Raw genomic sequence first — 22,175 nt, forward strand, 5'->3', positions numbered from 1 at the left:
GCGCGGCGTCAGGCGCGGAAGACGGCGGCCATGGCCGCGCCGCGCCGGCGCAGGGCGGCCAGGTCCTGTTGGCGCCAGGTGCAGCTGAAGCGGGTGTCGGACGCGACGGCGTGGTGGAGGGCGGCGTCGCAGGCGCGCTCGAAGGCCGCCAGGCGGGGGAGGACCTCGGCGGGCAGGCGGGCGGTCGCCGGATCGGGGAGGGGTCCCGGGGCGGCGTGGAAGCGGTCGTCGACAGGAGGCAGGCCCGCGGCGTGGCGGACGCCGGCCAGCTCCAGACAGGCCAGGGCGCGATGCCAGTCGTAGCGGGACCAGAACGGCAGGCGTTCGGGGAGCGGCTGATGGGCGAGCCGCAGCCGGATCAGGTGGGCGGGGTCCGCGGGGTCGCCCTCGTCGGCGGACAGGAGCAGTGAGTAGACCGACTCCTCGGCCGCGACCAGGGCATCGCCCGGCATCTCCGGATTGGACAGGGCGTCGAGCTGTCGGGAGGCCGACCGGGCGGCCGGGCCGTCGTTGCCGAACTGCGCCAGATTGCACCGGCACTTGGCCAGCTGCCAGGGCGCGACCGGCTCCTCCCGCGTCGACCCGACCAGTTCCGCCCACCGCGCGGCCTCCTCGCGCCGGCCGAGCTGTAGACAGAAGTAGCAGGCGGCGGAGGCGGCATGGGACGAGTAGGTCTGCGGTCCCGGACCCTCCCGGCCGGCCCAGGACCGCTCCGCGGCGTCCAGCGCGGCGGCCCAGTTCCCCCGGTTGGCGAGCAGCGCGCTCCTGAAGTAGTGGGTCCTGGGGCCCTCGTCGCCCCAGGCGCGGACCGCGAACTCCGCCAGGACGTCCATCTCGTGGTCCAGGTCGCCGACGGTCAGGTCCTCGTCGATGGCGTGCATCAGGAACACGGTGTGCAGCCAGTACTGGCCCTCGGCGTCGTGCAGGTACTCCAGTTGCTGCCGTGCCTCCAGGAGCAGCCGGATGCCGCGGTCCGGGTCGGCCGAGTAGGACCAGGCGTCGGCCGCCTCCCGGAGCGCGTCGAACGCCGCCTGCTTGTCGCCGAACTCCGCGGCCAGCTGGTACGCCCGCTCGTACAGCAGGCCCGCGGTCCACATGTCACCGCCGCGGTACGCCTCCCTCGCCTTTTCCATCAGGTCGGCGTACTCGTCCGGACTCATTCCTCGCCCGCCTGCCGCACCCGGCCGATGATGATCGGAGCCAGGTCCTGGTTCTCCCGCCCGAGCAGCCTGCCCACCTCCTCGGGCTGCGCGCTGAGCCAGTCCTGGGCGGTGCGGTAGCGCGCGGCGAGCTGGTCGAGGGAGGTCGCGGGCAGTACGACCGGGGCGATGAGGTCGGCGAGCCGCCGGGGCGAGATGTAGCGGGGGTGGCCGGCCCTGCCGAGCAGTTCGCGGATGTCGCCCGACCGCCACATCGCGGCCCGCAGCGTCTCCGCGAGGGACATGTCGGCGAGCGAGTACTCGATGTACAGCATCGCCCGCAGGTCGGCCGGGAGTTCGGTGCCGTCGGTGGCGGCGGCGTTCTCGCGCAGCAGGACGACCGGGCGGTCCCGGCGGTCGGTGAAGGCGGCGCCGAGTTCGAACATCACATTGGGGTTGCTGTCGGTGATCTCGGCGATGAAGCCGTCGGCCGCGTCCATGAGGATCTGGACGTTGTCGAGGAGCCGGTCGGACTCCAGCCGGTCGTTGGCCAGGACGAGCTCGAAACCCCAGTGGTGCTCGACCACTTCACGGCAGGCCTCGACCACGGGGCGGTAGCGGTCGGCGAACGGGGTGATCATGAAGAAGCTGCGGTGGTCGGACCGCTTCCCGTCGCTCGCCCGGCTGCGGTTCTGCACCGCCCGCAGCCGGTCGTCCAGCGCCTTGCAGCGGGCCTCCAGTTCCAGCGCCTCCAGGCTGCGGCCCATCAGCTGCTGCAACTGGTCGTGGAAGGCGGTGGCCGCCTGGGCGCTGATCAACTGCCCGTTGGCCAGCACCGCGCTGTGGTACAGCGCCCGCATCAGCTTCCTGACCTCGACGTCGGCGGTGCCCTGGTGCGCGGCGAGGCGCTGCACCAGGTCGTTGCGGGCGTTGATGGTCAGCCGCTGGCCGGTGCCGCGCATCATGCGCTGGACCGCCTCGGCCATCTCCCGTGTCCCGGGGGAGGCGTTGGGGTCGAGAAGCACCTCCTCGGCCTTGATCTGGGCCTCCGTCCGCGCGTCCGTCCGCAGCACCGCCGCGATGTCCGGGGGCTCGAACTCCCGGGCCTCGGTACGGATGGCGTGGCCCTGGGGGGTGCGCAGCACCGCGCTCATCCGGTCCGCGAGCTTCTGCACCGCCACGCTGTCCTCCCCGCCGGCCGGCCGGAAGATGGCGTCGCCGGACGGGGCGTCCTCCCGGTCGATGTGGACCAGCCGCAGATTGACGCCGGGCAGACCGGTGTAGGCGTCGAGGAGTTCGGGCTCGAACAGGTAACTGGCGTCCACCACCGTGGTCTTGGCCGCGTTGGCGATCTTGAAGAACTGGCGGGCGGCGTCGGCGCCGGTCACACACTGGAGCGTCTTGGTCTGGCCGGGCGCGCCGGGCAGCCGGTCCAGGATCTCGGGGAGCGTGCGCAGGGCGACACCGGTGCCGGTGCTCTCCAGCGGGTCGCTCACGCTGTCGTCGCCGGGCTCGTCCGGGAGCCGGTTGGTCCGCCACAGCAGCAGGTCGGCGAACTTTGCGAAGAACTCCTCGTAGTAGTAGCTGGCCGCGGCGAAGCTCATCCGGTGGTAGCGGGCGATCCCCGCGAACCGCTCCCGCTGGGAGTCGCGGAGGCGTTCGAGGTGCTCGATGACGAGGTTGCCGAGCGCGTCGCGCAGGGCCGCCCACTGGTCGTCCCGCAGATAGTTGTCGCGGGCCGCCGTGGGCGTCAGGTCCGGGGTGTTGATCACGCCGTTCACGAACCGGGCCCACTGGGGCAGGATGTCCGGCTGGTCCTCGCACAGGAACATCCGGCGCTGGAACACCCGGATCATGCGGGGCTGGTCGACGGTGTAGAAGCGGTCGCGGGTGATGTAGAGGACGCCCTCCGCCCTCACCTCCCCGCGCAACTGGACCGGGATGACCTCCAGCACCCGGTCGTTGAGCGTGCGCTCCACGTAGTACCGCAGGTCGTAGCTGAGCTCCTCCGGGGTGAGGCCGCCCTTCTCCCACGGCATGTGCATGGTGTTCTCGGGCTCGCGCGAGCCGTTGAGGTGGATCGGCGTGGTGAGCATGTCGGCGTAGCGCCGGATCAGCGCGCGGACCTCGGACTCCTGGATGATGCCGCGGTCCTCGACGCCGGCCAGGGAGACGGTGACGGTGGTGCCCGGCGTCGCGACCTCGTGCTCGGTGAGCCGGTACTCCTTGCTGCCCTCGTTCTCCCACAGCCAGCCGGTGTCCTCGCCCACCTTCCGGGTCGTCACCCGCACCTTGGAGGCCACCACGAACGCGGCCAGGAACCCGATGCCGAACTGGCCGATCAGGGTGTCGTCCTGCTCGCGTTCCTGCTTGGTGAGGCTCTTGCCGACGTTCGACAGGTACTTGACGAGGTCCGTCTCGTTCATGCCGATGCCGGTGTCCCGGACGGTGATCTCCAGGTCCTGCGGCCGGGTCTCCACGTCGATCCGGCCCGCCACCCCGTCCGCCCAGGCCCGCCTGCGGATCCCGTCGTGCGCGTTCTGGATCAGCTCGCGAATGAACACCTTCTTCTCGCTGTAGAGGTTGTTCGCGATCATCTGGATGAGACCCTCGAAGTCGAACGACATCTCAGGCATGGGCGACCTCCCCCGTAGACCCCAACTCGGCGCGCCAAAAGGGGTATTCGGAAGGGTATCGCCGGATCTTCAGCCGGGGGAGGGGTTCACGACGGCGCCTGCCAGGTGACCGTGGTCCCCGCGTCCCCGTCCCCGGCCGCCCTGTCGTCGCGCACCGTCAGCCGCACCCCGTCCCGCCCGTCCGGCAGCACCGCCGTGGCGTCCACGGCGACCTCGATACGCCCCACCCCCGACCGGCGCGACGCCTCGGCCAGCGCCCGCCGCAGGGCGGTCAGCAGCTGCCCGGCGACCTGCTCGGGAACCCGGCTCTCCACGGCCCCCGTGAACCGGACCGACGGCGCGAACCCCAGCACGGCCGCCGCCCCCGCCGTCTCCCGCAACACCCTGCCCCGGAAGGTGGTCGGGGCGTCGGCGGGCGGCTGCTGGAGCGCGAAGATCGTCGTCCGCACCTCCTGGATGGTCGACTGGAGCTCGTCGACCGCCCTGCCCAGCGTCTCCCGGACGTCCTCCGCCCCGCTCCGCCGCTGGGTCGACTCCAGCATCATCCCGGTGGCGAACAGCCGCTGGACGACCAGGTCGTGCAGATCGCGGGCGATACGGTCGCGGTCCTCGAAGACGGCGAGGAGCTCACGGCGGTGCTGGGCGTCCGCGAGGACGAGGGCGAGGGCGGCCTGGGAGGCGAACTGGACGGCCAGCAGGCGTTCGACGGAGGTGTACGGGCGGTCGCCGCGCCGGCGCGGGAGGGCCAGGGTGCCGATCAGCCGGCCGTCGGCCTGGAGCGGCAGCATCATGCTGGGCCCGAAGCGGTGCCGTACGTGGGTCGTCATCCGGGGGTCGGTCGCCGAGTCGTCGACGAACACCGGTTCCCCGCCCAGGAGTTGCTTCAGGACCGGGCTCCCGGGGGCGATGGTGGTGCCGACGATGTCACCGGGATCGCCGTACGTCGAAGCGGTCACGATCTCCATGCCGCCCGCCTCGGTGGGCTGGAGGATGACGCCGGCGGAGGCGTCGGCGAGGATGCGGGCGCGTTCGGCGACGGTCGTCAGGGCGTCGGCCGCCGACCCGTCGCTCAGCAGCGCCGTCGTGACGGCCGCGGCCCCCTCGATCCACCGCTCCCGCTGCCGGGCCGCCTCGTACAGCCGGGCGTTGCCGATCGCGATGCCGGCCTGGGCGGCGAGGACGTGCAGGAGCTGCTCGTCCTCGGGGGTGAACGTCTCCTTCCCCGCGAGATGCAGGGTGCCGAACTCCTCGTCCCGCACCCGGATCGGCACGGTGACCGCGGCGGTCGCCGGCATCGCGCCGCCCGGGGTGCGCATCTCCAGGAGCCCGTCCTGGCCCGGGTCGGCCGTCCCGAGCGCGGCGTACCGGGCGCCGGTGAGCTCGGCGGCGGCGTCCACGATGTGCTGGAGAGTGGTGCGCAGTTCGAGGTCGGTGCCGACGCTGAGGACGGCCTCCAGGAGGGGCGGGAGCGGGTCCGCGCCGGTCACGGGGCTCGCCTAGTCGGTGATCGGGTCCAGCGCCAGCGGCTCGATACGGCCCTCCAGCATCGCGCCCAGGCCCTCCACCGCGCACACCTCGGGGCGTTCCGCGATGTGCACCGGCATGCCCGTCGCCTGGCGCAGCATCTGGTCGAAGCCGGGGAGCAGGGCGCTGCCGCCGACCATCATGATGCCGCGGTCGGCGAGGTCGGCCACCAGGTCGGGCGGGCAGTCCCGCAGCACCTTGCCGATGCCGTCCAGGACGGCCGTGAGCGGGGTCTGGATCGCGTCGCGGACGGCGGCGGTGTCGACCTGGACGGAACGGGCGAGACCGGTGGCGACGTCACGGCCGTGGATCTCGGTGGAGGCGGGCCCCGAGGCGGTCAGACCGTTCCCGGACAGGGCGAGCTGGAGCGGTCGTACGGACTGGCTCGGCAGCATCAGCTCGTGCTGGTGGCGCAGGTGCTGCACGATCGCGTGGTCGACGGCCTCGCCGCCGACGGGGATGCGGACGGCGTTCACGATCGAGCCGAGGGAGAGGACGGCGACCTGGGTGGCCGCCGCGCCGCAGACCAGCACCATGGTGGCCTCGGGCCGCTCCACGGGCAGTCCGCAGCCCACCGCGGCGGCGATGAGGGTGTCCACCAGCTCCACGCGGCGGGCGCCCAGACCGACCAGGGTCTCGATGGCGGCACGCTGGGCCAGCGGGTCCGCGTCGTGCGGGGTGCAGGCGGCGGCGCGCAGGATCGGCTTGCGGCGCAGCGAGCGGCGGATCTTGTCGCCGAGCAGGTGCCGCAGCATGCGCTGCGCCATCTCGATGTCGACGACGGTGCCGCCGGAGACGGGGCGGACGACACGGATGTAGTCGGGGGTGCGGCCCGTCATCTTCTCCGCGAAGTCGCCGACCGCGATCAGCGCGCCGGTGCGGGTGTTCACGGCGGCGACGGACGGCTGGTCGACGACGAGCCCGGCGCCCTTCACGTACACCCGCGTCCTCGCCGCGCCCAGGTCGACGGCGAAGTGGCAGCGGCGCAGCTGCTCCAGACTGGCGGTCATGGCAGGTCCTCCCGAGAGCACAGACCGGGGGGCGCGCCGGGTGGCGGGCCTCACTGGCATCGTGTGGGGGCCGGGGGTGGGGCGCCTTTTGGAGGGGGCTGTGTGGGGCGCGGCTGAATGGGGGGTTTTGCGGCTTATGTCCCATGTAAATATTGGATAAGGGTTGTCCGGAGCCCGGGGCGGCGCCTATCCGTCAGCCCCGGTCGGCACCTGTCCGTCGTCGCGGATCACGCCCAGCTCCCTCAGGTCCTGGGGTCGGATGCGGAGTTGGTTCGCTGTCGGTTCGACCTCGGTGGCCGGGCGTTTCAGGATGGCCGTCGCCAGTTCCGGGGCGATCACCGAGAAGTAGCTGTCGGGCGTGGCCCAGGTGCTGCCCGGTGCCGCCAGTGCCAGTGCGCCGCCCGAGCCGCCCTCGCCGATCAGGAGCGTGGTGACGGGGGTGCGGGCGGCGGCGACCGTCAGGAACAGGTCCGCGATCGCCGCGCCCGCACCCTGCCGCTCGGCCTCCGCGTCATTGGCGGCGCCGGGCGTGTCCACCAGCGTCAGCACCGGGATGCCGAGCCGGTCCGCCAGCCGGATCAGCCGGGTGGCCGTGCGGTAGCCCGCCGGGCGGGTCGCCGTCCCGGTCTGCGCCGCGTAGGCGACCGTACGGCCGTCCCGCTCGCCGAAGCCGCAGAGCATCCCGGGATCGGTGCCGCCGCACCGGTCACCGGAGAGGGACAGGCGGTGCGTGAAGTAGGCGTCCAGGTAGGCCGTCGCCCGGGGGCGCTGCGGGGAACGGGCGCGGCGGACCGCCTCCCAGCCGGTCGCGGGCAGGTCCGTCGTGCCGAGCGGGGCGGGCACCGGCGCCGGACCGTCGCTCGGCCGCGTCAGCAGCCGCAGCCAGCGGCCCAGCGTCTCCCGGAGCTTTTCCGGCTCCACCACGGCGTCGGCGGCGCCCGCCGCGACCTGTGCCCGCGCCGTGTACGCCGCCGGGTCCGCGTCCGCCGGGCGGACCCGGGAGCCCGCGAAGCCGACCTGGGCGCCGGGCAGCGCGAGGGTCACGTCGGCACCCGCGCCGAGGGTGGCCCAGCCGCCGCCCGTGGTGGGGTCGCGCAGGACGGCGATCTGCGGCAGGCCCGCCTCGCGCGTGAGCGCCGACTGGCGTGCCACCCGCTGGAGTTGGGTCAGCGCGAGCATGCCCTCCTGCATCCGGCTGCCGCCCGTCGCGACCAACGGGACCACGGGGAGCCGGTGTGCGCGGGCATGGCGGTACGCCGCCTCCAGCCGGTCGCCGGTCCGCACGCCCAGCGACCCGCCGAGGAAGCCGAACTCGAACGCGATCAGCACGGCCCGGGCGCCCTCGACGTGTCCCGTTCCGCACACGACCGATTCCTCCTCGCCGGTGCGCTCGGCGGCGCGGGCACGCGAGTCGCCGTAGCCCGCCCAGGCGAGCGGGCCGTCCGGTGGGCCCGATTCCCGCTCCGGGTGCGGGAGTTCGGTGAAGTCGTCGGTCACCAGGGCCAGGGCCTCGCGGGCGGACAGGCGCTCAGGCATGCAGGGCCCGCTTCATGATCTTCCCCATGTCGTTGCGGGGCAGGGCGTCCAGGTGGTGGACGACACGCGGTCGCTTGTGCGGGGCGAGTCGGAGGGCGACGTGGTCGGCCAACTCGTCGAGGAGCGGAGGCGATTGGGGATCCGTCGGCACGATCCAGGCGACGATCCGCTCACCCAGGTCCGCGTCCGGCTCGCCGGTCACCGCCGCCTCCCGTACCCCCGGATGCTCCAGGAGCGCGTTCTCGATCTCACCCGCCCCGATCTTGTAACCCCCGCTCTTGATCAGGTCGGTGGCCTTGCGGCCGACGATCCTGACGTACCCGTCGGGATCGCGCACCGCCATGTCGCCGGTGCGGAACCAGCCGTCGGCCGTGAACGCCGCCGCCGTCGCGTCCGGCCGGTTGAGGTACTCGGTGAACAGGTTCGTCCCGCGCACCTGGATCTCACCCACCGTCTCACCGTCGTACGACGTGATCGGCGCCCCGTCCTCCTCCACGAGCCGCAGCTCCACGCCCGGCAGCGGCACGCCGACGGTGCCCGCGCGCGCCTCCCCGTCCGCGCGCACGCTCGTGTTCATCAGGGTCTCCGTCATGCCGTACCGCTCGATCACCCGGCGGCCGGTCGCGGCCGTGATGCGCTCGTGGTCGTGCACGGGCAGGGCGGCCGAGCCCGAGACCAGGAGGCGGGCTCCGGCCAGGGCCTTCGCCAACTCGGGGTCCTCGGGGAGGGCCTGGGCGATCCGGTGGTACATCGTCGGCACCCCGAACAGCATCGTCGCACCGGCGTTCAGCTCGCGTGCCACGCCCTCCGTGGAGAAACGGCCCAGGTGGCGCACCGAACCCCCGCGCCGCAGCGGGCCCAGGGTGCCCAGCACCAGACCGTGCACATGGAACAGCGGCAGCCCGTGCACCAGCACGTCCTCGCCGGTCCAACGCCAGGCGTCCGCGAGCGCGTCCAGGGTCGCGGCGACCGCCCGGCGCGGGATGACCGCGCCCTTGGGCGGGCCGGTGGTACCGGAGGTGTAGACGACGAGGGCGGGAGTCTCGGCGGAGACGTCCGGGTGGGGGAAGGCGCCGCCCGTGGTGGGCTGCGCCGAGACGTCCAGGCGTTCCAGGTTCCCCAGTGCGGACGGGAGTTCGTCGCCGGGTGCGGCCAGGACCAGCGTCGGCGCGCTGTCGGACAGGATGTGCCCGAGCTCCTTCTCCCCGGACCTGGGGTTGAGCGGTACGGCGGCGACACCGGCCTCCAGCGCCGCCACCACCGCCACCGCGGTCTCCAGCGCCGGAGTCGCCCAGACGGCCACTCTGCCCGCCCCGGCGATCCGCCGCGCGAGGGCACCGGTGACGGCGGCGAGCTCGCCGTACGTCAGGGAACGCTCGCCGAACCGCAGCGCTGCCCGTTCGGGCGGGCCGTCGGTGAGGGCCGGGAAAAGTACCGGGAAAAGGGAGGACACGCGTCGTACTCCTTCACTGTCGCCGTCTGTCGGCATCTGTCGCCACGATCCCTCCGTACACCATCGGCCGCCGGAAGAAACGCCCGCCTCAGACCTTCCGTGCTCCCACCACGTCCGCCACCACACAGCTCACGTTGTCCGGGCCGCCGGCCTCGTTCGCCGCGTCGACCAGCGTGTGGACGGCCGTCTCGGGCGAGTCGGCGGCGGTGAGGGCGGTGCGGATGCGGGCGTCGGGGAGAACGGTCGACAGGCCGTCGGAGCAGAGGAGGTAGCGGTCGCCGGTGGCCGCGTCCTGGAGGCGCAGGTCCGGGGGCGTGGTGCCAAGGGCCCGCAGGAGCAGCGTGCGTCGGGGGTGGGACGTGGCCTCCTCCGGGGTCAGCCGGCCCTCGTCGATCAGGGACTGGACGAGGGTGTGGTCGTGCGTGATGCGGAACAGGGCGCCGTCGCGCAGGAGATACGCGCGGGAGTCGCCGATGTGGACCAGGGTGAGGCGGGAGCCGGTCCACAGGAGGGCGGTGAGGGTGGTGCCCGAGTCGTGCCCGACCGCTTCCGTCGCCGCCTCCACCGTCTCCTGGAGGAGGTTGAGGACGTCACCCGCGGGGACCTCCCGTGTCTCCAGCGACTTCAGCGCCTCCACGGCCGCCCTGCTCATCGGCGTGCCCCCGGGCCCGAAGCCGTCCGCGACCGCGAGCAGGCGGGTGCCCGCGTAGGCCGTGTCCTGGTTGTGGCGGCGGACCCGGCCCGGGTCCGAGTGGGCGGCGTAGCGCAGCTCCAGCACCGGGTCTGCTTCCTGTCGGTCGGCCGTCGTGAGGTGGTCGACCAGGAAGGCGGCCAGGTCGCGGCGCTGGGCCGTCTCCGCCTCCACCTGGTCCCAGTAGGCCCGGATCTCCCCGGCGGCGGCGTCCGGCGTGAGGGCGCACACCTCGCGGACCCGGGCCAGCGGCATCCCGATCCGCCGCAGCCAGGCCACCAGCCGGGCCTGCTCCAGCTGGGCCGGCGCGTAGTAGCGGTACCCGGTGTCCGGGTCGACGCGCGCGGGGCGCAGCAGGTCCAGCTCGTCGTACAGGCGCAGGGCCTTCGGTGAGAGCCGGCATGCCCGCGCGAAGGCACCGATCGTCAGCATGGTCGTCCTCCCTGGCTCGATGCTGGAGCTTCACCGAGGGGGAAGGTCAAACGGGTTGCCGCGGTTGCGGTCCCTCCGGTTAGCCTGCGAAGGATCTGTCTGCTGTACGAGAAGGGACCCCACCCCGTGCCCCGTGTCGCCCTCGCCACCTACGACCCCGGGCCCGAGCCCTCCCGTGACCGTGATCTGCCCGTGCTGGTGGACGCGCTGCGGGCGGCCGGGGCCGACGCGGAGGCCGTGTTCTGGGACGACGCCGAGGTCGACTGGGGCGGGTACGACCTCGTCCTCATCCGGTCCACCTGGGACTACAGCTGGCGGGCCGCCGAGTTCACGGCGTGGACCGAGCGGGTCGGCAAGGTGACCCGGCTCGCCAATCCCGCCGACGTGGTGCGCTGGAGCAGCGACAAGCGGTACCTCGGGGAGCTGGCCGCGGCCGGGGTGCCGACCGTGCCCACCGCGTATCTCGCGCCGGGCGACGCGATCGATCTGCCGAGCGGTCATGAGTACGTCGTCAAGCCGACCTCCGGGGCCGGGGCCCGCTACGCCGCCCGGTACACGGCTGACCAGCACGACACCGCCGTACGGCATCTTGAGCGGATGCACGCGGAGGGGTTCACCGCGATGATCCAGCCGTACATGCGGGGCATCGACGCCGGCGGGGAGCGGGCGTTGCAGTTCTTCGGCGGGCGGCTGCTGCACGCCAGCCGGAAGCGGGCCGTGCTCGCGCCCGGTACCGCCTTCGACGCGGCCAAGGTCGCCCACCCGGGCCTGGAGCGGTGGACGGCGACCCCGGCCGAGCTGGACGTCGCCGAGCGGGCCCTGGCCGCCGTACCGCATGCCACCGAGCACGCTCCCGCCGCCGTGGCGGACGCTCCCGGGCTGCTGTACGCGCGCGTGGACCTGGTCGACGGGGACGACGGGGCGCCGGTGGTGATGGAGCTGGAGCTCGTCGAGCCGAATCTCTTCCTGTTCCTGCACCCTGAGTCGCTGCCGACGGTGGTGGAGGCCGTGCTGAGGGCGGCCGGGGCGGCGCACGCGACCCCCGGTCACCCGTAGAGGCGGCAGTTCAGCGCACCGTCAGCCGTTGCAGCAGTCCCCAGGTGAACTCCGCCGCGCACTCCCGGCGTACGCCCTCCGCGTCCGGCGCCGTGAACGCCAGCCCCCATCGCGTGGGAGCCGTCCCCTCCAGGGGGCGGGCCGGGGCGAAGGCGCGGGCCGCCTCGTCGACCGTGCACGACCAGGGGGTGAGATCCTCCAGGGTGCGCAGGTCCGGGCCCGGCGCCCCCGATGCCCGGACCAGCCACTCGTTCCACACCGCCGTCCCCGTCGGCGCCAGCAGCACCTCGAACCGCAGGCCCGGCCAGAGCGGCAGCGGCCACAGCCACGCCTCGCACTCCATGTCGCCGACCTTGCGGGTGAGCACCGACTCCGGCGTACCGAGGACCGAGCGGTAGCGGGAGGCCGCGGCGCGTGCGCGCGGGGAGTGCAGCATGGCCTGCCAGCGCTTGTTGGCCTCGCGCATGTCGGCCGGCGAGGCGCCCAGTTCACGGCGGGCGTCCTCGACGAGGTCCGGGTTGTGGTCGGCCATGCGGCGCAGCAGGACCAGCTGGAAGTCGAGCGGGCCGAAGGGGCTAGTGGGGGGCTTCGCGGAGGGCATGCGTCCCATGGTCGCCGACGCCGGCGGCGGGACGGCGGCCGTCCGGGAGGAAGAGCACCGAGTTGACGTACCGCGGGCCCCGGAACGGCAGCACGCGCCGCAGCAGACCGTGGGAGACCACGTAGGAGGCGCCCTCCTGGTGGGCCTCCAGGGGGAAGGTGCGGAGCGGCACCCAGGTGTCGCCCGGCAGTACCCAGCCCGCGTAGCCGAGCAGCGCCAGATACGTCACCACCGGGCCGATCGGCTGGATCCGCGACTCCAGTTCGACGAAGAGGGCGGGGCGGTCGCGGGCCAGGATGCCGGTCGCGCCGCGCAGCACCGCCAGCTCGCTGCCGTCCACGTCGACCTTCATGAACCCGACGTCCTTCAGGCCGAGTTCGTCGAGGGTGACGCAGCCGACGGACAGCGCCCGCTGATGGATGTCCCGGCGGACCAGCGAGGACACCCCGCGTTCGCCCGCGTCGTCCGGGGGCAGCCAGAGCCGGGCGGTGCCGGGGCGTTCGGCCGCCGCGGCCTGGACGACCCGGACATTGGGCGGGGTGGTGGCGGCGAGCAGCCGGGCCAGCCGCGGCACCGGCTCCACGGTCACCACCCGGTCGGCCCGCCCCGCGAGCCGGCGCGTCCACGGGCCGTACCAGCCGCCGACGTCCACCGCCGTGCCGCAGCCGTCCGGGCACAGCTCGGGCAGCCGGGCCAGTTCCGGCTCGAAGCGCGGATAGACGGCCCGGGCGACGGCGGCCACCAGCCGGTCGGGCAGCAGCGGGGCGATCCTCGCGGCCAGCGTCATGGCGTCGTCCCTGTCATCCGCTTGAGCAATTGCTCGTGTTCGTCGTCCGACACCTGCTCCCCGGAGGAGGGCAGCAGCTGCGGGATGCCGTCCACGATCGGGTAACGGCGGCGCAGCCGCGGGTTGTAGAGGGCCTCGTCCGGCACGACGAGGTGCAGCGGGCCCTTGTCGAGCGGGCACGCCAGGATCCGCAGCAGCGGGTCGTCGGGGTTCATGGGGGTGTCAACTCCTTGGCACCGATGGGGGGTTGAAGGTCAGCTTGCTGGTCGTGCCTGGGCATGGACAGCAGGACGGAGACGGCGAGGAGGGTGCCCGCGAGGCGCAGCGCGAGCCGCAGCGGGTCGTGCGGCAGCGTCTCGCCGAACGACAGCGTGCCGAGCACCGCCGTGAACAGACAGGTCACCGTCGTGCACACCGGCACGATCAGCGACGCACGGCACCGCTGGAGCGCGGCCTGCGACATGACGAGCCCGAACGCGCCGGTGAAGAGCAGGAGATACGGGTACGGGGAGCGGAGCACGTCAACCACCGCCGTCCCCAGCCCACTTGAGGTCAGCCGGGTCGACACCCCCTTGATGGCCAGCGAGCTCACCCCGTAGAGCAGGCCCACCGCCACGCCGTACTCGACACCGGTCGTCGGCAGCCGGTGCCGGTGCCGGGACCGGCGCTCCGCCGACCCGTACAGCCACACCCCGGCGGCCAGCGACGGCACGCACACCAGCAGGATCAGCGGATACGGCGCCGCCTGGCTCACCGCGTCCGCGCTCTCGTCCAGCGACAGCACCACCATCAGCAGCGCCCCGAGGATCGCGCCGAGCGCGTACCGCTCCCGCCCGGTCGTCTCCTCGCCCAGCAGCCGCGCCGACAGCAGCACCAGCAGCACCAGCCCCGAGACGAAGATGCCCTGCGCGGCGGCGATGGGCAGCGTCCGGTAGACCACGAGCTGCGCCCCGAACCCGGCGGCCAGCGCGAGCGAACCGCCGATCCACAGGGGGCTGCCGAGCACGAGGCGGAGCAGCCGTGCCGGTTGCCGGATCGACACCTCGGGCAACGAGGTGAGCGCCCGTTTCTCCAGGACGAAACCGATGCTGTACAGGGTGTTCGCCAACAGGGCCGCCGCCACTCCCCACCACATCGTCCACGCCCCCTAGGTCTTCCGCGCGTGCAACAACAGGATCGAGGCGAGCGACGGTCTGCGACACGCCAGCCGGTCCAGCGGCCGCAACGGACGCGGTACGCCGTGGAAGGGGGCCCCTTCCAGTCGTACGACGGTGAAGCCGGCCGCGGCGACGAACTCCCGCAGCGCACGGGCGGTGTACAGCCGCAGATGCCCCACGACCTCACGCCCCGGACGCCCGTGAATGGCCCGCAGACTGACCTCGGAGAACACCGGCTGCACCCCGGCCAGCAGCAGGGCACGGTTGTACCAGGCGGCCAGGTTCGGGGTGGACAGCATGAGATGACCTCCCGGGCGCAGCACCCGCCTGATCTCGTCCAGCGCCGCGTCCGGATCGACGAGATGCTCGATCACCTCGCTGAACAGCACGGCGTCGACGCACTCGGCGCCGAACGGCAGGCCCCCGTCGGTGAGTTCACCGCGCACGGCGTACGGCAGCCGGGTGCGGGCGCGGCGCAGGGCGTCCTGGGACCAGTCGACGCCGACGAGGTGGTGGCCGGGGAGGAGGGGGGCGGCCGTGGCGGCTGCGGTGCCGTCGCCGCAGCCGATGTCGAGGACCGTCTGTGCGGGGCGTTCCTGTAGCGCCGCGGCCAGCATGCGGGCCTGGCGGAGACTGCGCGGGGTGCCGGAGGCGACAGGGACGGCGGGGTTCTCGTAGAAGTCGCGCAGTTCGGGGGGCTTGGCGGCGGCACGGTCGGTCTGGGCGGTGGTCATGACTGCTCCACGTCCGTGGTGTGCAAGTAGTGCTCGAACAGGTCGCGCAGATGGGCGCCGTCGCCATGGCTGAGCAGGGACCGGGACCAGCGCAGGGCGAGATGCAGCCGGCCGGCCGTGGACGCGGTCGTCACCGTCAGGCCGCGCGGCATCCTGGCCGGCGCCGAGAACCACACCGCGTGCGCGCGGCCCGCGTCCTCGCCGAAGTCCAGGGGGTAGGGGATACGGCCGATGTTGCTGAGGAGGGTCGTCGACGTCCAGGGGGCGGCTGCTCGGCGAAGGCCACGGGTGAGCGCCGCCCGCCAGGCCACGGGGGTGACGGGGGCGGTGAGGAGGGCGGCGCCGTGGCCGAGCTGGGGGCGGGGGAGGGACTTGAGGGCGCGGGTGCGGGTCGCCGTGCGGGTGAGGAGGTCCTGGAGGTCGGGGGTCGTCAACTCGTCCGGGGCGAAGGGCACTTCGACCAGGCGGGTGCCGTTGCCGATGGGCATCGTGAGGTCCCGGGGGCGGTCGTCGACCGGCATCGTGATGCGCAGGGGGCGGGGGCGGCTGCCGTGCTCCCTGTTCCAGTGGGCGATCGTCAGGGCTGTGCTCACCATGAGCTGGTCGTTCACGGTGTAGGGGGCGCCCTTGGGGCGGTGCGGGAGGGGGAGTTCGGTGACGAGCATGCCGTTGCCGGGGGACGGTTCGGGGGTGCCGGGGGCCACTCGGGCGGGGGGTGACCAATTGGAGGGGGCCGGTGTCCCGTCCCGGGGGGCTTCGGTGGTGCGGGTGGGAGGTGCGGCGGGGGAGTTGTCCTTGCCGCCGTAGATCTCGGCCGCGGTGGCGAGGACGCGGAGGCAGGCGGGGCCGTCCAGGGCGGTGTGGTTGATGGTGAGGAACAGAACAGTTCCGTAGCCTGCGGGCAGTCGTGCCGCTGGGGCGGCACCCGGCCCGAAGACGGGCGGCACCCCGCCGGCGCGGGCGGGCGAACCCACCGCGTCAGAGGCCTCGCTGCCCTCCATCGGGCCGATTCGCTCCACCACCTCCAACCGCACCGGCGGCGAATCCGTCAGCGGCGGTGCTGTCGTCAGCGCGCGCGTCCTCGCGTCCCGCAGCGCGTCCCGTCCCGGTGCCGGGAACGTCACCACCTCCACGTCCGGCCGCTCGGTCAGTTCCCACTCGTAGCGGCGTCGGTACCAGCGCCCCTGCGCCTCCCGCATCAGGATGCGGGGGTGGCGCAGGAGGGCCTCGTGGAACGCCTTGCGCAGGCCCGCCGGGTCCAGGCGGCCGGGCAGATGGACCTCGATGTGGACGGTCTCCGGCTCCTCCTCCTGGAGGCAGTGCCGGGCGACCTCGTCCACCACGGGGAACGGAACGGTCCGCACGCTCACGCCTTCTCTCCCCCCTCGAACCTGGGCAGCACCTGCGTCGGCGCCTCCGACTCGCCCGCGTCCCCGTCGTCGTCCGGATCGCGCACGCTCACCACCGCCGCGAACAGGCCGATCAACGCCAGCAGTTGGGCCGCCCGCCCGAACGCCCCCTCGCCCGCCGCCACCGGCTCACCGGCCCCCGTCGCCGCCGCGATCCCCGCTCCCGCGAGGGCCACGAACGCGATCGGGACCAGCCAGGCATGGCGCCGGTACGCGAGCAGCGCCAGCGCCGGGACCAGCAGGGCGAACCAGCCGGCGATCACCACGCCCACCACGGTGAGCGCGACCGTGCCCAGCCACAGTCCCGGCGGCGGCGCCACCGGCTGCGGCTCGTCGGGGTTGGGGGAGCGGCGCCGCCACAGGGCGAGGGCCAGCAGGAGCAGCAGCGCGATGCCGCTGCCGATGAGTGCGCCGTCGTAGGTCACCGCCGGTTCGTACGACAGCTTGACCGTGCCGCCCGCGCCGTCCGGGATCCGCCAGCCCTGCTGCCAGCCGTCGAGCCGTACCGGCGACAGTTCCTTGCCGTTGAGTGTGGCCTTCCAGCCGTCGTTGTAGTTCTCGTACGTCGTCAGATACATGGCCGCGCCCGAGCCGACCGTCACCTCGCGGCGGTCGCCGAGCCAGTCCCGTATCTTCAGGTCGCGGCTCGCGGCGGTGGGCTCGGTGACCGTGCCGCGGGTCAGGGTCAGGTCGGTGAGGGTCAGGGGCCCGGCGTCGCCGCCCTCGACCCGGTGGGCACCGGCCGACAGCTCCAACTCGGCGCCGGGCTTTCCCTCCTGGCAGAGCGTCACCGACACCGGTCGGCGCTCGCGCAGGTCCGCCACCGTGCCCTTCACGCTCGTCCGGTACAGCTCGCCGTCCACCGACACCACCGGCCCCTCGCCGCACGGCAGGGAGAACGTGCGGGTGTCGCGGGGCTGGGGGGTGCGGTACTGGTCGAGGGAGGGGATGTAGGCCTCGGTCAGGCCGACCGGGAGGCGCAGGTTCTCGTCGACGACCGGGTTGTAGAGGGTGACCGGCGCCGTCTCGGTGACGGTGATGTCGAGGCGGTCGGTGGTGATGGCCGGGAAGCGGACCCAGCCGTTCTCGTCGACGTCGGCGGTCGTGGAGCCGTCCGGGGAGCTGATGTCGACCTGGGTGGGACGGGTGGCGAGGCCCCCGGCGGGAGCCAGGACCAGTTCACTCACCGGCTGTTTGCCGTCCCAGCTGAGGTGGATGGTGGGGCGATCGCCCGCGATCCATGCCGTGGTCAGGTCGCCGTCGGTGAGGTTGCGGGCCGACAGTCCGGTGCCGAGGGCGGCCGTGGAGTCGGCGGTGGCGACGATGCGGTTGTCCTGGTCGGGGGCGACCTCGTACAGCAGCCGGTCGAGTTCCGGGCCCGGCACGGTGGTCGCGCTCGCCTTCACCTCGTACGTCCCCGCCGTGGCCGTCGAGAAGCGGCGGTGCAGGCCGGCCTCCGTGCCGTCGGCCGCCCGGTGCAGGGAGATCAGCTCGGCGTCGGATCCGGTGTCCTCGGCGTCGGTGGGGAGCCGGAGGAGGCGGGTCACCTGGACGTCGGGGAGGCCGATCTCGGAGAAGCCCGCGCCCAGCAGCCCGGAGCGGCGTTCGATCGAGTCGAGGATGGTCAGCTTCATCCAACTCGTCGGCCCGGGCGGCGCCTTGACCGACTGCGTCATGCCGTCGGGGCGCAGGAAACTGGTCCGTGAACCGTTCTCCGTCTCCACCCGCACCTTGGTCGGCGCCGCCCGCACGCTCTCCTGCGGCAGCGGGGTCACCTTGAACGACGACGGCATGTCGTACGCGTCGTCCGTGAACCCGATCCGCAGCCACTGCCCGTCCGCCGAGCCCAGGGAGCCCTCCACCCACGCGGTGTCGGGGTTGCCGTCGAAGGCGTTGACCGGGTCGAACTGCGGCAGATGGAACAGCCAGTTGCCGTACGAGGACGCCGTCACCGAGCTCGCGCCGCGCAGTTGGGCGACCGTCTGGTGGTCGAGGCCCTTGGCCGGCAGGATCTGGTGCGGTTGCTCCCCGGCGTCCTCGGAGGCGTCGGGCGCGTTGCGCTCACCACTGGTGTACGTGTACGACGTGTTGGCGTTGACCAGGCCGAACCGGGTGTCGGCGCGGCGCAGTCCGTCGCCGGTGATCTGGAGCTGCGGGGTGCCGAGCCCGGGGTGGTTGTCGCCGGTCAGGACGGTGGCCCGGCCGCGCAGTTCGGACGCCAACGGCAGCAGCGTCTCGGGGCCGCCGGAGACGGCGGCGGTGTCGGCGACGGGCAGCAGCGCGGCGTGTCCCGGGTTCTGGGTGCCGTCGGGCGGCATGTAGATCTCCACCGCCCGCTGCCTCGGGTACAGCCCCTCGACCGCGAGCGGCGCGTCGTGCACGATCCGGCCGCCGGTCATGACCGGCCCGTAGCCGATGACCCGCTTGTACCCGGACTGCTCCAGCGTCCGCTTGACGACGGTCGTCGGCACATAGCCGATCTGGTCGGGGTCGAGGTCGTTGCGGACGACGACGTAACGGATGCCGGAGCGGGCCAGGAAGTCGGCGAGCCCGGGGACCTCGCCGCCGCTCGTCAGGGCGTTCTCCACGGCGTCCATGGCCCGCCGGTTGCCGGCCGTGCCGAAGGGCACGTAATCGCGTTGCGCCCAGCGGGACTTGGCGACCACGTCCAGCGGCTGGTCGATGGTCGAGCCCCAGGTGTAGACGCCGTGCGCGGTCGCCGGGACGACCAGGGCACGGGAGTCGGGGGAGAACTTCTCCAGCCAGGTGGCCGTCGACTTCCAGTACGTGGGGATCTCCTGGAAGGAACCCGGGTTCAGGATCGACCCGTTGAGGTACGGCCACATCAGCCCCGGCAGGATCAGCACGGCGGCGACCAGCGGCGCCGACCGCCGCCCCCGCACCGGCCGCGCCCCGCGCGTCTCGGCGGCGACCCCGACGAGATGGGCGAGCCCCAGCACCAGGGCGAGGGCGAGCCCCGTCTGGAACTTGTAGATGTTCCGGAACGGCGCGAGCCCCCCGTTCAGCCAGTCCTGCACGACCCCGTGGAAGGGCGCCCCGAACCCGCCGCCGTATCCGGCGAGCAGGATCAGCGCGGCCACGATCACCGTCAGCGTCAGCCAGCGCCGCTCCGGCAGATCCCGCCGCGCGAGGCCCGCGAGCCCCAGCCCGGCGGCCAGCGCCGAGCACACGATCACGATCACCGAGGACGCGACCGTCCACCCGGCCGGCAGCCACGCCTCACCGAAGTGCAGATAGGCGACCCAGTTCCCGCCGCCGCGCAGCGCCTCCGTCGCCGACATGGTCTCCGTGGTGGTCTGCGCGCTCTCGACGTACGGCAGGAAGTTCTCCCCGTAGACGCCGAGCAGCAGCAGCGGGATCCACCACCAGGCGGTCGCGAGGAGCACGCCCGGCACCCACCAGGCGAGCAGCTTTCTCTGCCGTGGCCCGGACGGCCGGGTGAGCAGATACAGCCCCACGGGCAGCAGGGAGGCGAGGGTGGCGGCCGCGTTCACACCGCCCATGAACGGGATGACCAGCGCCGACCGCACGGCGGCGACCCGCGCGCTGTACCGCTCGTCGATCAGCGGCAGCAGCACCCAGGGCAGAAAGGCGCCGGGCAGAGCGGCGGCCGAAGTCGACCCGATGACGATGGTGAAGACCGGCCAGAGCGCGTACGCGAGAGCGGCCAGCAGCCGTGACGCCCCGCTCCCGATCCGCAGCCGCTCCGCGAGCCGCAGGGCGCCCCAGAAGGCGACCGACACGATCAGCGACAGCCACAGCCGCTCCGCCAGCCACACCGGCAGCCGTACGGCGTCGGCCAGCCAGTAGAACGGCAGCATCGGCCACAGATAGCCGGCGTACTGGTCGGATATCCCGCCGAAGGACCCCTGGTCCTGCCACAGCTGCCCGAGATCGGAGAAGAACCGCCCCGGGTCGACCGTTACACCCAGCTTGGTGTCGAAGGTCTGCCGCCCCGGATGCACCACCAGCAACAGCACGAACACCACGGCCCAGAACCCCACCAGCCACCGGCGCGACCGCGGGCCCTCCGGCGGGCCCGACATGCGCGCGGTGGAGGGGACGGCGGCCGGAGGAGGGGCCTGGACCGTGGACGTCGTCATGGTGGACACCGCCGGAGGATGAGGAGGAGGTTCCAGGTGGCCACCTCACGGATCCCGGGCGCCTTCACCACGGTCTCGGCGAGGAACGGCCAGTAGCGGGAGCGCGCCGAGACGACCCTGACGTCGTCACGGGCGCGCACCTGCCGCAGGGTCGGGCCGATGTGCACGGCGAACAGGTTCTCGCCGAGGGTGTGCTTCGCGGCCCTTCCGGTACGGCGCCGATAGCGGGCCCGCGCCCGATCGGCGCCCAGATAGTGCCAGGGCGCCCATTCATGACCGCCCCACGGAGACAGCCAGTTGGTGAACGACAGATAGATCAGCCCACCGGGCCGCGTCACCCGCACCAGCTCACTGACGAAGGTCTGCGGATCGGCGACATGCTCAAGGACGTTGGAGGAGAAGGTGACGTCCGCGACCCCGTCGTACAGCGGCAGCAGATACCCGTCGGCGATCACCGCCCCGTCGGGCGGCTTGGCGCCGAGTTCCCGTACGTCGGGTTCGAAGAGGTAGGCGTGGGCGCCGCGCCGCCGGAACTCCTCGGTGAAGCATCCGCTGCCACCACCGACGTCGACGACGGTCCGGCCGGTGACGGGTCCGTCGTAGGCCTCGACCTGGTCGACGGAGTCGCGGGCGAGGAGGGAGTAGCAGGCCTCGGGATCGTCCTGCTCATGGCGGAAGGCGCGGAACAGGGCGAGAGATCTGCGGAACGAAGGGTCCTTGAGAGCGGTGCCGGTCATGGCGCCCAGCTCCTCACCGCCTCGGCGGCCACCGCGCGGAACTGTCTGACGGTGCGGTCCCAGCGATAGCGTGCCGCGTGTTCCCGGGCGCTCTTGCCCATCAGCTCCCGCCGCTCGCCGGAGAGCGCGAGCGTGCACCAGGCGGCGGCGAAGGTCGACTCACCCCGCGCCAGCACACCCGTCTCCCCGTCCACGACGGAGTCCCGGAGCCCGGGCACGTCGAAGGCGATGGTCGGCGTCTCGCGCGTGGCGGCCTCGGTGACGACCAGGCCCCACCCCTCCACCGCCGAGGGATGCATCAACAGCCACGCCTCGCACAGCAGCCGGTGCTTCTCGGCCTCGGAGACATGGCCGGTGAACTCGACGCCGGCCCCCGCGAGTTGCTGGAGTCTCTCCCGTTCGGGCCCGTCACCGACGATGACAAGCCGCCCGCCGGTCACGGGACGTACCCGCTCCCACAGCCGCAGCAGCAGATCGATGCGCTTGTACTCGACCAGCCGTCCGACGGCCACGAACATCGGGTCGGGCGACCGGTCGGCCCGCGGCCCCGGCTCCTCGACCCCGTTGTGGACGACGCGAATACGCTCACGCTCCACCCCGATCGCCCGCAGGGCGTGCGCGGTGGACGGTGACACGGCGACCAGCAGACTCCGGTGCTGCGCACCGGTCAGCGCCCAGTGTTCGAGTCTTCGGCCGAGCCGTGCCGCGGGGGCCATCGGGCCGCCGAACCGCATCTTCCACAGGTCGGTGTGGACGTGGTTGACCAGGCACAGCGTGGGACCGCGGTGCCACAGGGGCGCGAAGTACGGCATTCCGTTGCAGACCTCGACCAGCAGGTCGCAGTCGCCGACCTGGCGGGAGAAGGCCGAGCGGGCGCGCAGAAAGTGACCGAGCTCGCCGCCCGCGGAGACGACCCGGTAGTCGCGGTACGACGCGGGACCGCCGCACAGCAGGGTGACCTGGTGACCGAGGCGGGTGAGGCCGTCGGCGAGCCGGTCGACCAGGAGCTCGGAGCCCCCGGCGGCCGGGTTGCCCAGATCACGATGGGCGAGGAAAACGATTCGGCGCGGAGGTGGGGGGAGCGCCGAGGGGTGCTGCGATGCCGGGGTGTGCGTGGCGCGCAGCGACGAAGGCACGTGCTGGGGCATG

At 73.0% G+C, this 22,175-nt stretch carries 17 protein-coding genes; 1 reads left to right on the forward strand and 16 read right to left on the reverse strand.

Annotated elements, in window-relative coordinates; all coding sequences use genetic code 11:
- Positions 1-8: 8 nt before the first annotated feature.
- From OG866_RS30170 to OG866_RS30200, 7 genes are all read right to left on the reverse strand, one after another.
- Positions 9-1,160, reverse strand: a complete 1,152-nt coding sequence (locus OG866_RS30170; RefSeq protein WP_329339536.1) for a hypothetical protein — start codon at positions 1,158-1,160, stop codon at positions 9-11.
- Complete coding sequence (locus tag OG866_RS30175; protein ID WP_329339538.1) at positions 1,157-3,775, reverse strand: ATP-binding protein; 2,619 nt, start codon at positions 3,773-3,775, stop codon at positions 1,157-1,159. The genes OG866_RS30170 and OG866_RS30175 overlap by 4 nt, the downstream gene beginning before the upstream one ends.
- An 86-nt stretch (positions 3,776-3,861) precedes the next feature.
- On the reverse strand, positions 3,862-5,262 hold the full coding sequence (locus tag OG866_RS30180) for a GAF domain-containing sensor histidine kinase (RefSeq protein ID WP_329339539.1): 1,401 nt from the start codon (positions 5,260-5,262) through the stop codon (positions 3,862-3,864).
- A gap of 9 nt (positions 5,263-5,271) precedes the next feature.
- Positions 5,272-6,309, reverse strand: coding sequence for a rod shape-determining protein (locus tag OG866_RS30185; RefSeq protein ID WP_059191590.1), 1,038 nt, complete (start codon positions 6,307-6,309; stop codon positions 5,272-5,274).
- Positions 6,310-6,495: 186 nt separating this feature from the next.
- Positions 6,496-7,845, reverse strand: a complete 1,350-nt coding sequence (locus OG866_RS30190) for a carboxyl transferase domain-containing protein (protein ID WP_329339542.1) — start codon at positions 7,843-7,845, stop codon at positions 6,496-6,498.
- Positions 7,838-9,298 carry an acyl-CoA synthetase gene (locus OG866_RS30195; RefSeq protein WP_329339544.1) on the reverse strand — a complete coding sequence of 487 codons (1,461 nt, stop codon included), beginning with the start codon at positions 9,296-9,298 and terminating at the stop codon, positions 7,838-7,840. The genes OG866_RS30190 and OG866_RS30195 overlap by 8 nt, the downstream gene beginning before the upstream one ends.
- An 88-nt stretch (positions 9,299-9,386) precedes the next feature.
- On the reverse strand, positions 9,387-10,421 hold the full coding sequence (locus OG866_RS30200) for a MerR family transcriptional regulator (RefSeq protein WP_329339545.1): 1,035 nt from the start codon (positions 10,419-10,421) through the stop codon (positions 9,387-9,389).
- A gap of 126 nt (positions 10,422-10,547) precedes the next feature.
- Between OG866_RS30200 and OG866_RS30205 the strand changes: the two genes are divergently transcribed.
- Positions 10,548-11,477 (forward strand): ATP-grasp domain-containing protein, encoded by a 930-nt coding sequence (locus tag OG866_RS30205; RefSeq protein WP_329339546.1) that lies wholly within the window; start codon positions 10,548-10,550, stop codon positions 11,475-11,477.
- A gap of 10 nt (positions 11,478-11,487) precedes the next feature.
- Here OG866_RS30205 and OG866_RS30210 read toward each other — a convergent pair whose 3' ends face one another.
- The 9 genes from OG866_RS30210 to OG866_RS30250 are packed head-to-tail and all read right to left on the reverse strand — an operon-like array spanning position 11,488 to position 22,174.
- Positions 11,488-12,087 (reverse strand): hypothetical protein, encoded by a 600-nt coding sequence (locus OG866_RS30210; RefSeq protein WP_329339548.1) that lies wholly within the window; start codon positions 12,085-12,087, stop codon positions 11,488-11,490.
- Positions 12,053-12,865, reverse strand: coding sequence for an FkbM family methyltransferase (locus OG866_RS30215; protein ID WP_329344367.1), 813 nt, complete (start codon positions 12,863-12,865; stop codon positions 12,053-12,055). The genes OG866_RS30210 and OG866_RS30215 overlap by 35 nt, the downstream gene beginning before the upstream one ends.
- Positions 12,862-13,080: a Trm112 family protein gene (locus OG866_RS30220; protein WP_443063585.1), complete on the reverse strand. Its 219-nt coding sequence runs from the start codon at positions 13,078-13,080 to the stop codon at positions 12,862-12,864. The genes OG866_RS30215 and OG866_RS30220 overlap by 4 nt, the downstream gene beginning before the upstream one ends.
- The gene (locus tag OG866_RS30225) at positions 13,077-13,988 is read right to left on the reverse strand and encodes a DMT family transporter (RefSeq protein WP_329344371.1); all 912 of its coding nucleotides are present in this window, start codon (positions 13,986-13,988) and stop codon (positions 13,077-13,079) included. The genes OG866_RS30220 and OG866_RS30225 overlap by 4 nt, the downstream gene beginning before the upstream one ends.
- Before the next feature lie 24 nt (positions 13,989-14,012).
- Positions 14,013-14,756, reverse strand: a complete 744-nt coding sequence (locus OG866_RS30230) for a class I SAM-dependent methyltransferase (protein ID WP_329339550.1) — start codon at positions 14,754-14,756, stop codon at positions 14,013-14,015.
- Positions 14,753-16,126, reverse strand: coding sequence for a condensation protein (locus OG866_RS30235; protein WP_329339552.1), 1,374 nt, complete (start codon positions 16,124-16,126; stop codon positions 14,753-14,755). Before OG866_RS30235 ends, OG866_RS30230 begins: the two co-directional genes overlap by 4 nt.
- Positions 16,123-20,289, reverse strand: coding sequence for an alpha-(1->3)-arabinofuranosyltransferase domain-containing protein (locus tag OG866_RS30240; protein ID WP_329344373.1), 4,167 nt, complete (start codon positions 20,287-20,289; stop codon positions 16,123-16,125). Before OG866_RS30240 ends, OG866_RS30235 begins: the two co-directional genes overlap by 4 nt.
- Positions 20,286-21,026: a class I SAM-dependent methyltransferase gene (locus OG866_RS30245; RefSeq protein WP_329339553.1), complete on the reverse strand. Its 741-nt coding sequence runs from the start codon at positions 21,024-21,026 to the stop codon at positions 20,286-20,288. Before OG866_RS30245 ends, OG866_RS30240 begins: the two co-directional genes overlap by 4 nt.
- On the reverse strand, positions 21,023-22,174 hold the full coding sequence (locus OG866_RS30250; RefSeq protein ID WP_329339555.1) for a glycosyltransferase family 4 protein: 1,152 nt from the start codon (positions 22,172-22,174) through the stop codon (positions 21,023-21,025). Before OG866_RS30250 ends, OG866_RS30245 begins: the two co-directional genes overlap by 4 nt.
- Position 22,175: the final 1 nt, after the last annotated feature.

This window comes from Streptomyces sp. NBC_00663 (genome assembly GCF_036226885.1).
Lineage (GTDB): Bacteria > Actinomycetota > Actinomycetes > Streptomycetales > Streptomycetaceae > Streptomyces.